The organism is Nocardia asteroides (assembly GCF_900637185.1).
Classification (GTDB): Bacteria; Actinomycetota; Actinomycetes; order Mycobacteriales; family Mycobacteriaceae; genus Nocardia; species Nocardia asteroides.
The window spans coordinates 2,803,750-2,817,239 of record NZ_LR134352.1 but is presented as its reverse complement, the minus strand read 5'-3'; the positions used below and the strand labels follow the sequence as shown (position 1 = coordinate 2,817,239).

Sequence of the window (13,490 nt, the reverse complement as noted above, 5' to 3'; positions counted from 1 at the left end):
CACTGTGGACTGACATTGTTCGCTATACCCCCTGGGTGAGATTCCGCCCGGAGGCGGTAGTGACGTCGAGTTGGCCGGTCACTGCGGCGGTAATAAGAGATTGACGGCGCTCAGCAAGAAGCAATATCATACGCCGCAGGCTGCGCTCGAGCGATTCAGTAGGTCCGTCAGCCTCCGCTAGTTGACCTAGAATGATATCCTGCTCCGCTAGAGATGGCTCGGGCATCATGAAGTTCACAACATGTGAAACATTGATTTGCTCTTGAGCTGCTCCGTATCTAACCATATCTACGTATGCCCTGCCGAGAGAGCTGTTGAAATAGCTCTCAAGGTATTTCGGACGAATTCTCTGCCCCCTTTTTAGGACAAGTATGGAAGCACAGTTCGCCCCATCGAGTTCGGCTGTGACGACCGCTGCCCGACCCGGGTCACCAGCTCGTACGACAACTACGTCTCCCTCGGCGAGTCGTGAACGCCAAAGCTCCCGACTATTCTCCTCGGAGATCTTTCTCACATCCGTCAGATCGAACCCGCCACCGACGACATTAGATCCCCGCAAGAACGGCACGCCGACGTCACAGAAATACTTCGACGGATCGACGACCACGCCGACCCCAATTCTCGGAAGGAGCCGTTTTAGCGGCAGAATCGGCCAGCTCGCCAGTACGTCCCCTAGCACAGGATGAGTAGCAGTGGAACCGCCCAATCCCTCTCCCCTGAGGATCTGAGACCTCTCAATATCCCGTCGTTCAGCAAGCAAGCCCAAGGTGCGTGTACTCAGAGAGATCATGCGGTCGACACGGGAGGTTTCGGCGTCGAGGAAGTCGGCGATGCGGCGCTGCTCCTCCAGCGGCGGTAGCCATACCCGATATTGACTCATAAGTTCCCAGGAAGTCCGCGGCATTTTCGATCCATAAGAGGTCGCCGACGCCCAATCCAACCAGGGAGAGGATAATGTTACGTACAGTAGGAATCGAGAATCTATCTCCCCTCCGGGCCGAAGGACAAGTAGCTCCCCAGTCCCCGTGCCCGCCACCGCTGGAGCATACGACTTCGCCAGATAGGGCCGAAGTTTACTGAAGAGGACATCGCCACCATAGTGGCGAAGACTATCATCAGCTGCCTTCATCGGGATATCCTCGACCAATAGCCGACCAGTGCCGCTCGCCATATCCTCAAGACCCAGGAATGGCTGCACAGAGCCGTCGGATTTCTCGATACAGTTTCGGACCACGGACTTGATACGGGTTTCAGCAGATGTCACTGCGTCACCTCGTTCAACAAGTCTTGAATCTGGGTTTCCAACGCCTTTAGCTCTGCGTCAATCTCGGCGAGCGGCCGCGGCGGTGTGTATGCATAGAAATACCGAGTAAATGGAATCTCGTATCCCACTTTTGTTTTTACGTGGTCGAACCAGGCATCGGGGACCTGAGGCAGGACCTCACGGATCAAGTACTCGTTGATATCCTCGACCAACGGAACGTTCTCGAAGTCGCGCAGATCGGGGTCCGGTTCGGGGCCACCCTTTAGCATCTGAATCTCACCCTCTGCATCGCGTATCCCGACGGCTTCACGGAGGACCTTGACGAAAGGTGCGCCGCTGGGCCATGCCTCACCGGCGCCGACAACTGCATCGCGCATGGCAGACACAGCATCTGCCTTCCGCTTCCATGCAGTGCCGATCAACGGCGTAAGGAGGGCCCGGAACGCGTCGGAATCGCCGTACTGCTTACGGACCGGCGCCGAGGAAGCGAGCTTATCCAGGCCTTCGTCGGTCAGCTCGAACCGAAGCTTGAGCGGTCGCTCGACAGTGATGCGGCGGTATCCAAAGTCCTCGTTATTGAAGACTTTCACCTTGCTGTGGAGCGGGTGGGTCGGGTCCTTGGCGACCGTCAGCGCGTCTCCATAGAGCCGAGTGATCTCCTGAATCTGCTCATCGCTGAGCCGCTTCCGCTTGTCGCCCAACGACTTCCGCATCTTCACCCAATATTCCCGCGCATCCAGCAGCACCACCTTGCCCTGGTGATCAGGCTTCTTGCGGTTGGTGAGGATCCAGAAGTAGGTCGAGATACCGGTGTTGTAGAACAGTTGATCCGGCAGCGCGACAACAGCTTCCAGCCAGTCGTTCTCGATGATCCAGCGGCGGATATTGGACTCGCCGGATTCGGCGGCACCGGTGAACAGCGGCGAACCGTTGAAGACGATGGCGATCCGGCTACCACCCTCACCGGCCGCGTTGACCGGCTTCATCTTCGAGATCATATGCTGCAGGAACAGCAGCGAGCCGTCGTTGATGCGAGGCAGGCCAGCACCGTACCGACCGGCATCACCGAGGTTGGCAGCCTCCCATTCGACGTCGTCCTTTATCTTCTTCCACTCCACACCGAACGGCGGGTTGGCGAGCATGTAGTCGAACTTGGTTTTCGGGTGGCCGTCGTTGTCGTCGAGAGAGTTGCCGAGCACGATGTTCTCGGAGTCCTCACCCTTGATCATCAGGTCGGACCGGCAGATCGCCCACGATTCCGGATTCAGCTCCTGCCCGTACAGGTCCACCGTCGCCTGTGGGTTCAAAGCAGTGATGTGGGCCTCCGCGGAGCTAAGCATGCCACCTGTACCGCAGGCCGGGTCAAGCACACGACGCACGACACCCGGCACTCCGAGCAAATCAGCGTCCGGCGCGATCAGCAGGTTCACCATCAGCTCGATGACTTCACGCGGAGTGAAGTGCTCACCGGCGGTCTCGTTGGACTGTTCGGCGAAGCGCCGGATCAGTTCCTCGAAGACGTAGCCCATCTGGTGGTTGGACACCACCTCCGGACGCAGGTCCAGGTCCGCGAACTTGCCGACCACCTGGTACAGCAGCCCCGCCGATTCGAGTTTGCGGATCTGCTGGGCGAACTCGTACTTCTCCAGCACCTCCCGCGCGTTCTCGGAGAACGAGTTGATGTAGGCGAGGAGGTTCTTGCCCGCGTACGACGGGTCAGCGGCGATCTTCTTCAACGTCAGGTCGCTGGTGTTGTAGAACACCGCCCCGGCCGCCATCGTGAGGAACTTGTGTACGTCGATGTCCTTGCCCGCTAAGGACTCCGCTTTCGCCACGACCGCGTCGCGGGTCGGTGCCAGCACGCATTCGAGCCGTCGCAGAACCGTGAACGGTAGGATCACCTTGCCGTAGTCGGACTGCTTGTAGTCGCCGCGCAACAGGTCGGCGACCGACCATGCGTGGTTGGCCAGCTCGCTGTGCTTGCCGGTGTCCACTCACTACCTCCTTGGAAAATGCTGTCGGGTTCGAGCACGCCGATCGCGGGCCGACGGTCACCAGTTCGGAGACTTGATCGACCCCGTTACAGCTCACCCCGGGCCAATGGGAGCCGGTGCGCGCTACGAGTCGTCCCACCGTATCGCTGCCGCTGCCCGCGTGACAGCGATGGATGCGGTTGGCGTATGGGCACAGGGTGGGAGTGCCCCACCAACTCGTCGTATACAACGACCATCTTGAGTCACACTACGTAATTCGTCAAGGCTGAACTCGTAGATTGACAATGTTTTCATCCTAGTGCAGTCTAGGTACACGGCCTCGGTCATGCCCCGACGGGGGCATCAGCTGGGAGCGGATCCACTCGATCGCCGTCGCCGGCACGACAGCCGACGTAATAACCGGGCGTCTGAGTAGCGATACCAGCACTGCACCGGTCGCCCGGTCCAGTCGATCACCCGCTCTGACCTCAGTTCCCAGGTTTCACCCGAATCACGTTCATTACGAGAAGGGTTCACCCGCATGTCAGACACCACCGAGGCACACCCCGTCACCACCGATCTCGTTCCCTGGATCGCCGATCAACTCGACCGAGCCGAACTGAGCGACGAAGTCGGTCTGATGATCCTCACCGCACTCGAGGGCGACCAGTCGCTCGACGACTACCTTGGAGGTTCATCGCGAGACCTGCCCACGTCTGGCACGAACTCAGCTGGCGCACCGGATAGTTCACGCGGCACGTTCCTCACCGCGATCGAAATCGAGGGCTTCCGCGGAATCGGCCCGGCCACCACGCTGACACTTCGACCTGAACCAGGCCTCACCATCGTCGCCGGCCGCAACGGCTCCGGGAAGTCGAGCATCTCCGAAGCGCTGGAGCTCACGCTGACCGACAGCGCCTACCGCTGGACCGGCAAGAAGTCGACCCAGTGGCGCGATGAGTGGCGCAACCTGCACCACCCAACGGCACGAATCGCTGTTCACCTGGTCGAGGAAGGCGACGACCCGATCACGGTGAGCATCAACTGGGCCGATGGCGAAACCGATGTCGACCAGCACATCACCCGCACGCAACGGCGCGGCGGCAAAGAGAAGATCGGCCGCGCAGACCTCGGCTGGGACGGACCGTTGCGACAGTTCCGGCCGATCCTCTCCTACGACGAGCTCGGCGCCATGCTCACCGGCGCACCGAGCGACCTGCACGACGCGATCTCGCGGGTGCTCGGCGTCAGCCAGCTCACGGATGCGATCAACCGAATCCAGGTACGACACAAGGCCCGCAAGGGACCGGGCGACGAGCTCGCCAAACAGCGCCGCGACCTCGCTACCGAGGCCGCCGCGCTCGACGACAACCGCGCCGCTGTCGTTGCGCCCGTCCTGAAGAAGACCCTGCCCGACCTCACTCGCCTGCGCGAGCTGCTGCACAACGCCGAGACCGACAACGGTCCGCTCGCAGGCCTCCGCACGCTCGCACAGCTGCGCGCTCCCGCCATCTCCGACGACGCGAAAGCAGTGGCGAAACGTCTGCGATCGAGTATGACCGCGGTTGCCGAGCTCGGCGCCGCGGCCAGCGACAAGCAGCTCGCCACCCTGAACCTGCTCGAACAGGCCCTCCGGGTACACGCTGAGCACGGTGACATGACCTGCCCGGTATGCCAGGGCGGGCATCTCGACAACACGTGGGCCACGCTCAGTCGAGAAGCCGTCAGCGCCGAGCGCGACCACCTGGCCGCGCTCACTCAGGCCCGAAAGATGGTGGAGCTGGCTCAGTCCGAAGCGCTGGGCATGTTGTCGATGCCACCCTCGGTTCTCGACCACTCCCCTGTGCCAGAGCTCGACTCGGCTGTCGCGGCCGCGCGCACCGCGTGGAACCGGTGGGGATCGATCACCCGCGGCGATACCGCCCCCACCATGCTGCAAATCGCCGATCACCTCGAATCCGAGGTCGATGCTCTGGTGGAGGCCATCGATCAGCTCACCGATGCCGCCGCCGAGTGCGTGTCCGCGCGTGAGGACAACTGGCAGCCGCTCAATGCCCGCATCCGCGCATGGAGTGTGGCTTGGGAGGCATGGCTCGCGGACAAGCCGGTCGTCGACCAGCTCGCCGACGCGAAGAAGTGGCTGCAGGACAACGATATTCGACTGCGCAACGAACGGCTCGCGCCGATCCGCGAAGGCGCGATCCACGCGTGGGAAATGCTGAAGCAGGAAAGCAACATCGAAATCGGTGACCTCGTCCTGGAGGGCACCTCGACCCGGCGCAGGCTTCGCATCGACTCGAAGGTCGACGGCGTGCCTGCAGGCGGACTCACCGTGTTGAGCCAGGGCGAACTCCACGCCATGGCGCTGGCCCTGTTTCTTCCACGCGCAACCATGGCCGAATCACCGTTCCGCTTCCTTGTTCTCGACGATCCGGTTCAGGCGATGGACCCCGCCAAGGTCGACGGACTCGTTTCGCTGCTCAGCGAACTCGCCCAGACCCGACAGGTCATCGTCTTCTCCCACGACGACAGGCTGCCCGCCGCGGTGCGTCGCGCGAATTTCACCGCGACGATCGTGGAGGTGAGCCGCAACAACGATTCACAGGTGTGCATCACACCAGTCACCGACCCGTCCCGCCGCTACCTGTCCGACGCGTTCGGGCTCGTCATGGAGTACGAGAAGAACAAGATCCCTGACGAAGCACTCCGTCGCACGCTGCCAGGGATGTTGCGATTCGCGGTGGAGGCAGCGGCACGGCACAGCTACTTCACCCGCAATATCCGTGCGGGAAAGCCACTTACAACGCTCGAAAATGAGTGGGAAGCGGCCACGACCACCCGGTCGAAGGTGACCCTCGCCATCTTCGGTGAGCCGCGGGAGAATCATGTCCTCGACCAGTGGGCACGCGCGGAGTACCTCAAGTCGGCGTTGAGCACGGTCGGCTCCAAGATGCACAACGGGCTCGCCGTAGGGACAGACCCTCGGCAGGCAGCCAAAGACGTTCAGCGCATGGTGCGCGACATCGAGGCGGCGGCCAAATGACCGTCCTGCTGACGCTTGCGTCCGACCAGGTCGCGGGCCGAACACCACACACCAACCGGATCAGTGCCTGGCTGACGCGAACGGCGTTGGAAGAGATCATCGGCGACCTGCTCCGAGCACGTGGGATCGAACCCGGCCGGGCCAGCGGCAACGCACGCCTCTCCTGCCTGGAGGTCGCCTACCGCGACAGCCCCGAGGTGGCGACACAAGCGCAGTACGCGTGGGCGCGGCTGTCAGAGGCCTGCCACCACCACGCGTACCAGCTCTCACCGACCTACCAGGAAGTGATCCATCTGCTCGGCATCGTGCAGAAGCTACACGAACGGATCACCTCGAAGTCAACCCATCAGCAATAGGAGAACCAACCATGAAGACCACCATCGCCGCACTTGCCGGCTCGGCCTTGATCGCCCTCGGAACTGCCGGCCCCGCGGCTGCTGAGGCGGCACCTCCCATCCCTGCGTCTGCAGCCCCTTCGGCCGCGATCCTGATCAGTCTCGACGCCGCGGGACATCCGGTAGCCATGTGCATGATGCCCGGCGACACCTTGGAGCTGCGCGCGGGCATCGGCGCAGCGATCGGCGCGTTCGCCGGCCTGCCCATCTTCATCATCGGCGCGGTGCCAGGCGCCCTGATCGGTGCCGGGTTCGGCGTGCTCTCCTGGTGGATCGCCGATCAGCAGCGTCACCGAATCCCCGGCCCGTGCTGATGACCGACTCGACTACAGGACGTCACCGGAAATCTTGCGAATGTAGAAAGTAGCTAATGCAAATGAGTGAACTTGTGCAGCGAGAACTCGGCGGGCGCGCCGACCGGACGATCACCGATCACGATCGAGGCGTGACGGTCTACCTCCGGAAGGTGGCGCCCCGGCAATGGAGGTTCGTCGTTCGGACTGCCTATCTCGATTCCACCGGTGCACTCCAGATCGGTCAGACTGTGAGTACTGGTGAACGCACGACCGGCCGCCGTGCCGATTCGCTGGCGCTGGAGCTCGCCGCGGAGTCCGCACCGGCCGCGCAGGCGATCCTCACTGCCAAGTTCGCCGAAAGCGCTGAAGGGGCAGCATATTGGCGCCGTCAGGAAGAGGCACGGCTCGAGGAAGACAAGGCGAGAGGCCCTGTTGTCCAGGAGAGGCTGAGCCGACGGCTCGGCTCCGTTGACCCAGATCGTAAGGCCGGCGAATGGCGGCCTGGCGGTGTCATCGAGACCGCACCATATCGTCCCGGTGCGGGCAAGCCGATCTCCGTGGCGGAACTGTCCACCTATCGTGTGGTTGCCGCCGATCAAGTCGATCCGGATGTGTTCGCGACGTGCACCGAACACCGCACGCTGTACGGGACGTACAGCCAGGGCCGCGCCCGCGAACTGGCCCGACGTGATCGCTGGTGCCCGGATTGTTCGGTATCCGCGCGGAATTCCTCCGTTGCCGGTCGGGACTGATTATCGTCGGTGTGGCGATGCCGAATCCTGCGACCTCGAACAGAAAGAAGGGCTGAGCGATGGGTTTGAGGAAACGCATCGCGCAAGCTCCGTCCGCAGCGCGGGCGCAGATGTCCGAAGTTACGGCGAGCACACGGACGCGTCTCACCGCTGCGCGGAAACGCGCCCGCGAGCTGAAGGACGAATGGCAGGAACGCCGATACCGACGAAACCACCCGTCGACGGCGCAGGATCCTCAGATCAAAGATGCCGAGGATTCGTTCTACCAGGCAGCGAAGTCCGTCGTCGGTCACATCAGCGCGATCGAGCATGCGCAGCGAGAACTCGGCTCCGAGATGCCACCACGAGAGTTCCTCTCGACCGGGTCCGTGCGTGAGGAGCGACGGATGTATCGAGAGTCCATCCGTCAGTCCACGTCAGACGCACGCCGTGAATTCCCGTTCCTCCGAGAGCAATTCGTGACGACCATCAAACCGTCGTCCATCCGCGAAGTTGTGCTCCAGTCGAATGCGATGGTCGACTCCATCGACCTGTATCTGCGGAACCGATTCGATGGCCAGTTCCATCCGGAAGATGCTTTGACCCGGCTTCACGCCGCAATGTTCGATCAGTGCCCACCCGGTTCCAGTGAGGACGACGACGGCCCAGCGGACGCAGGTTCGGCGCCGTCTGATTCCGAGTTGACCGACGCGCAAGTTGCCGACGAAACGCCGAGCGACGGTGAACCAGCCGCGCCGGTGCTCCTTGCCCGACGCATGCGTGACCCGGAGTACCGGCGGCACCAGCATTCCCTCGTCTATGTAGATCGCCTGGCACCGATCAACCAGCTCGTCGACGCGCTTCGCAGCGAGCAGGGCGAATGGATGCCGTACGTCGCACCCACCTACGGTGGCATCGAGGCACGAGTCCTGGCAGTGTTTCGCGATCCTGGTCCACGCACCCAGCAGGACAAGGGCAGCGGATTCCTGTCGCTCGAGAATGACGATCCGTCCGCCGAACGGCATCTCGGGTTCGTCACAGATGCCGGTATTAGTCCCACCGACCTCACGGTGTGGAACGCCTATCCCTGGTACATCAACCGGAAACCCGCATCAGGCGAGATCGACCGTGGGCTCGACCCGCTGCGCCGACTGATCGATCTGCTGCCAGATCTCGAGGTACTGATCGCGCATGGGGGTGCCGCCCAGACAGCGTGGCTACGGTTTGAGCGCAAACACCCGCGCATCGCCAATCGTCTAGAGGTGATCAAGACCTACCACACCAGCCAGCAGGCACTCTGGACGCCCGACGTCGAAGAGCGACAGCGCCGCCAGGCCGATATCGCCCACGCGTATGCGAAGGCCGCCGCGCTGCTCGATTGAATCGCTCGCTCGGTCCCCGAGGTCCCCACGACGGCGGCCAACATTGCTCGTATCATCCGAGTGTGCGTTCGTGGTGGACCACCAACCGGAGCCGTCTTCATCCCGCCGACGACATTCCGGTCCATGGCTCGGCCAGTGGCGCAGAGAAGCGACATCGTCACAGTCGATGATGAGCTCACTGGGGCGTCACGTCATTGACCGCTGTCGCACCATTCCCTCGTTACGACATGTCAGGTATCCCACCACCGAGGGGATCCGCGCCGTGCCGACGGGAGACTGATGCTGGCTAACGATGCCTAGTCGACATGCGATATCACACACATGGCAGCCCAGGGCTTTCTCGTGGCGAGCGACACAAAGCGACTTTCGGCAGAGGAGCTTGCTGATGATAGTCACCGCTAGCCGACTATCAGTCGGACTGCTCACCGCTGTAGTAGTGATGCTGGCCGGCTGCAACAGCGATACACCGCCAACTTCTCCCGCATCGACCGAATCGGTGTCAGCGAGTTCCAACCCGCCGGAACCCCCTCCCGATACGTCGCATATTCCGCCACCACTCACTACCCACAGCACCACGCTGGACGCACCATTGCCGGCCCCGCCCGTTGAGTTGACGTCAGCTCCTACGCAACCGCAGGCGACAGAACCCGCCAGCCAGCCATCCGAGCCAACCTTCCTGTACTGCGAGAATGGCACCGCGATCTACAGTGGCCAGACGTATGTCGTCGAAGACCCACGTTGTCCACAACGCACGCCTGCCGACGACCCATACGGCCGGGGCTACCAATGCGATGCGCAGGGGACCAACTGCGCTTATCCCGACGGCTCGCCGGTTCCTGGTTATCAGCGATGCGGCACCCAGTGCGGAGAAGCACCGACTTCCGGCGAGGTACAGCGTAAGTGGATGGAATGCATCGCAGTGAAGTCAGAGGAGCAATGCCGAGCGGAGCGATGAGCACCCGCTGGCTACCGACGACTTGGACCCAGCACCCCCGCGGTCAATCCCGTTCCGATCAGCTCGGCGGCGCTGAGGGCTGCATCGGCAGTCCGGGCCGCCGCTACGCGTAGCAGATGCAGTCGACGGAACGCCTCGGCGTACGGCTTCTGCTCGGCAAGGCGCAGGATCGGGATCTTGAGTCGGGACGGATCGAGCCGAATCGTGGTTGAACCGAGCATCGCCGCCGCGTTGTCGGGGCTACCGATGAAGCCGGCGAAGAACCAGGGATCCATCCGGGTCGGGTCGGTCCGGAAGATGATCACGCCGGACCCGGGGACCGCGCCGATATCGGCACCCTCGGCGACGCGGGCGCCTTGTGCGGCGCCGTGATCGTCGCGGAATCGGGACACCAGGACGTCACCTTCGCGAATGAGTTCGGCAGACACCGGAACTCCTGTGCCGGTGAGACCGGATGGGCCTTGACCGGTGAGGAGGTCACGACCAGACAGCACAGGGCGCTGAGGGGCGTCGGCGTCGGCAGCCTCAGGAGTTGTCCGCACGAGTCGAACCGCCCCACCTCGTTCGAGATCACCGACGGTGGCGGTCCGCAGAGCGGTGTCGCCGTGGTTGGACCACTCCTGCACCGTCCCTGCGATGCCGCGAAGTTCGGCGAGTTGCTCGCCGAGAAGGGCGATGGCGGCGTGTGCGGCGGCCGCCACGTTGCGGGGGTCGATGGCAGCGCGGACTCGGCGGGCGGGCGTCAGGTCCACATCGTCGTCGAGAATGTCCATGGTTCGGACGACAGCCGAAAAGTCTGCCACAGTGGCGGCATCTACGTCACCGTGGTCGAAGGCTCGCCATGAGTCGAGGACACGTTCGGCGAGAACTTGCCAATCCGATTGGGCGTCACCATGTCCGGACAGTCGTGCCGAGTCGGTGAACAATACCGATTCAGTCGGCTCGGCCCCAGGTCGACGCAACACCCAGATTTGCAGACCGACCTGGCGCGGAGTCGATGCTCCCTGCGGTAGCGCGATCACCGCACGCAGGGCACCGCCGCGGAGCAGTTCCATTCGGATTCGACGGCCCGATGTTCGGGAGGTGACGGCAGGCGGAAGAAGGACAACGGCAGTCCCTCCGACACGCAGGTGCGCAAGGATGTGCTGAACCCAGGCAAGTTCGGATTCGCCGCGAGGGGGCACCGAGTACTCCCAGCGAAGGTCGACAGCCAACGACTCCGCACCCCAATCACGTTGCGCGTAGGGCGGGTTTGCCAACACAGCGTCGAACTGCTCACCGGGGAAGGCATCGTCGAGCAGGCTGTCGCCTGTACGGATATCTACCCTTACGCCGGGAACCTTCGCGTGCAGCAAAGCAGCAGTGCGGGCCGCTTGGACGGGAAGCACATCTTGGCCGGACAGCGAGGTGACACCGATCCTGGCCGCTTCGAGAAGAAGAGCGCCGCTGCCACACGCGGGATCGAGCAAGCTGCGCGGCCGCGGCGAGGCTGCGGCGGTGAGGATGTCGGCCATGAGAGCGGCGACCGGCGGGTCTGTCGGATAGACGCCGGTGCTCGGCACCGCATCCAAGCCACGCTCGGCAAGCACATCCAGTACCTGCTTGACGTCAGTCGCGGCCATGGCGTCGCGGAGGGCAGCGTGCACCGGCGTGCCGGACGCCGACGTGAGGTCACCGACCAATTCCATCAGCTCCGGCACGGCTGCAGGCTCGACACCAGACCGTAGCTCGGTGCGCAATTGCTGCAGTGGTGAGTCGGAGGTCTGCACCCCGTGGCCGCGAAGCCATTCCTGCACCTCGCCGAGATCGAACAGCGGTCGAGCCTCGGAGCCACCGGTCACCGGGGCTGGGAAGTCAGCGTGCCGACGGCGCCAATTGCTGACTGTAGCGCGGGTGACGCCGGCCATCCGGGCGATCTCCGCTGCGGCGACTGTGGCGGTTGAGTCCGACATATGCCTCCTTTCGACTTGCCACCACATGGAGTGGTCGTCAAGCGCAAGGTTACACGTATCGAGGTTGACGATGTTTTCAACATTCCGACCACGCAAGGCACACGTTCACAGGTCAATTCCTTGAAAACATTGTCAACCTGTTGACGGTTGGATGACGAAGCTGCTACCTTCTAGCCATCGGCAGCAACCCACCCGCCGACCAGATGGAGCACACCGAAGTTGTTGCTCCACAACAGATCCCAACCATGATCCGGCCGTCCCGGGCCGTGTTTCGTCGTGCCTTCCATCACTCGAGAGGAGAGCGTATGTCCACCCACCGACGAGCTCGACGCCATCGGCACCGGTCAGAAAGCTCACGCACGCTGACTCTCCGGAATGGCGACGATCTCCGCAAACAGCGACTTCGAACCCCGATGACCCGCTGCTTCCACGGCAAACGGCGGTACTTCACCCGCGCTGATGCCGAACTCGTCCTCGGCAGCATCGACACCCGTGACCCTCGACGTCGCGAGGTGCGGTGCTACCAGTGCCCGGCATGTCACGGCTGGCATCTCACCAGTCAGACGGTCGAGCAGTACTCGGCGAGCCGTGCGGAAACTTCGCCGGTCCGCGCGCCGATCAAGCTGGACGTTCCCGTCAGCAGCAGCCCGGTGCCGACCCCGGCGCAGCTGGCAGCCCGGCTCGGCGTACGGCCGATCACTCCACCCGCACCGCGTCCTTCCCCCGCGACCGCCCGGCTGCGCAGGCTGTTCGACCGGGTTCGGCGACAGCTCACCGAGCGCCGCAGGCACTGACGACCACCGATACACCCCCGCTGATTCCGCCCGGCAGGCACTGCCGCGGCGCGACCCCGCACGCCCGGAACGGGCCGCCGAACCACACGACCCAGCATTTGAAGGAACCCCGATGACTTTGTCGTTCGCCGCATTCGACGTCGAAACCGCCAACCCGGCCCGCGGCAGTATCTGTTCGATCGGCATTGCGGTTGTCCGTGATGGCGTCCGGGTGCGGACCTACTCGCTGCTGTGCAGGCCGCCTGCCGCCGTTGACAATTTCGCGCCGTTCAATGTGCGCATCCACAAGATCACGCCGGCGACTGTCGCGGGCCAGCCCACCTTCGCCGAACGGCTGCCCGAGGTACGAGCCCTGGTGGGCGACCTGCCGGTGATCGCCCACAACGCGACGTTCGACATGAACAACATGATGCGGGCCTGCGAGTTCAGCGGCGCACCGCTGCCCCGATGGTCGTACGGATGCTCGTTGTCGTGGTCGAAACAGCAACTGCGGCTGGCGAATTACAAGCTCAGCACTGTATCTGCCGCGCTCGGGGTGACGCTCGACCAGCACCACGAAGCGGGAGCCGACGCCGCCGCGGCCGCAGATATCACCCTTGCCTTGGCCCGCCTCGCCGGCGCCACCTCCATCGACGCATTGGCCCAGATCAACGGTTCACCGCTCAGTGTGCTCGGCGGGGTCTACGGCTGATTGCGGTCGATCGC

Annotated in this window: 10 protein-coding genes; 7 read left to right on the top strand and 3 right to left on the bottom strand. The window is 63.3% G+C overall.

Annotated features, from left to right (window positions below):
• Window positions 1–22 precede the first annotated feature (22 nt).
• A complete protein-coding gene (locus EL493_RS13260) occupies window positions 23–1,264 on the bottom strand; it encodes a restriction endonuclease subunit S (protein WP_022565434.1) in 1,242 nt (413 codons plus the stop codon).
• A complete protein-coding gene (locus EL493_RS13255) occupies window positions 1,261–3,258 on the bottom strand; it encodes a type I restriction-modification system subunit M (protein ID WP_019046117.1) in 1,998 nt (665 codons plus the stop codon). Before EL493_RS13255 ends, EL493_RS13260 begins: the two co-directional genes overlap by 4 nt.
• Window positions 3,259–3,778: 520 nt before the next feature.
• Between EL493_RS13255 and EL493_RS13250 the strand changes: the two genes are divergently transcribed.
• The 5 genes from EL493_RS13250 (at window position 3,779) to EL493_RS33055 (ending at window position 9,084) form a co-directional block, all read left to right on the top strand.
• Entirely contained in the window at window positions 3,779–6,280 is a 2,502-nt protein-coding gene (locus tag EL493_RS13250; RefSeq protein ID WP_019046118.1) for an AAA family ATPase, read from the top strand.
• Window positions 6,277–6,636, top strand: a complete 360-nt coding sequence (locus EL493_RS13245) for a hypothetical protein (protein ID WP_019046119.1) — start codon at window positions 6,277–6,279, stop codon at window positions 6,634–6,636. Before EL493_RS13250 ends, EL493_RS13245 begins: the two co-directional genes overlap by 4 nt.
• An 11-nt stretch (window positions 6,637–6,647) precedes the next feature.
• Window positions 6,648–6,989 carry a DUF4349 domain-containing protein gene (locus EL493_RS13240; protein WP_022565435.1) on the top strand — a complete coding sequence of 114 codons (342 nt, stop codon included), beginning with the start codon at window positions 6,648–6,650 and terminating at the stop codon, window positions 6,987–6,989.
• Between the two features lie 62 nt (window positions 6,990–7,051).
• A complete protein-coding gene (locus tag EL493_RS13235; protein WP_126405693.1) occupies window positions 7,052–7,723 on the top strand; it encodes a hypothetical protein in 672 nt (223 codons plus the stop codon).
• A gap of 59 nt (window positions 7,724–7,782) precedes the next feature.
• Window positions 7,783–9,084, top strand: coding sequence for a uracil-DNA glycosylase (locus EL493_RS33055; protein WP_022565437.1), 1,302 nt, complete (start codon window positions 7,783–7,785; stop codon window positions 9,082–9,084).
• A gap of 966 nt (window positions 9,085–10,050) precedes the next feature.
• Here the strand turns inward: EL493_RS33055 and EL493_RS13225 are convergent.
• Window positions 10,051–11,991: an N-6 DNA methylase gene (locus EL493_RS13225; protein ID WP_022565439.1), complete on the bottom strand. Its 1,941-nt coding sequence runs from the start codon at window positions 11,989–11,991 to the stop codon at window positions 10,051–10,053.
• Between the two features lie 413 nt (window positions 11,992–12,404).
• Here EL493_RS13225 and EL493_RS13220 point away from each other — a divergent pair, with 413 nt between their 5' ends.
• Window positions 12,405–12,785 carry a hypothetical protein gene (locus tag EL493_RS13220; protein WP_019046125.1) on the top strand — a complete coding sequence of 127 codons (381 nt, stop codon included), beginning with the start codon at window positions 12,405–12,407 and terminating at the stop codon, window positions 12,783–12,785.
• Between the two features lie 112 nt (window positions 12,786–12,897).
• On the top strand, window positions 12,898–13,476 hold the full coding sequence (locus EL493_RS13215) for an exonuclease domain-containing protein (RefSeq protein ID WP_019046126.1): 579 nt from the start codon (window positions 12,898–12,900) through the stop codon (window positions 13,474–13,476).
• Window positions 13,477–13,490 lie beyond the last annotated feature (14 nt).

Coding starts and splice junctions, on each gene's coding strand:
- EL493_RS13250 (WP_019046118.1), top strand. CDS start 3,779: ATGTCAGACACCACCGAGGCACACCCCGTCACCACCGATCTCGTTCCC.
- EL493_RS13235 (WP_126405693.1), top strand. CDS start 7,052: ATGAGTGAACTTGTGCAGCGAGAACTCGGCGGGCGCGCCGACCGGACG.
- EL493_RS13225 (WP_022565439.1), bottom strand. CDS start 11,991: ATGTCGGACTCAACCGCCACAGTCGCCGCAGCGGAGATCGCCCGGATG.
- EL493_RS33055 (WP_022565437.1), top strand. CDS start 7,783: ATGGGTTTGAGGAAACGCATCGCGCAAGCTCCGTCCGCAGCGCGGGCG.
- EL493_RS13240 (WP_022565435.1), top strand. CDS start 6,648: ATGAAGACCACCATCGCCGCACTTGCCGGCTCGGCCTTGATCGCCCTC.
- EL493_RS13215 (WP_019046126.1), top strand. CDS start 12,898: ATGACTTTGTCGTTCGCCGCATTCGACGTCGAAACCGCCAACCCGGCC.
- EL493_RS13245 (WP_019046119.1), top strand. CDS start 6,277: ATGACCGTCCTGCTGACGCTTGCGTCCGACCAGGTCGCGGGCCGAACA.
- EL493_RS13220 (WP_019046125.1), top strand. CDS start 12,405: ATGACCCGCTGCTTCCACGGCAAACGGCGGTACTTCACCCGCGCTGAT.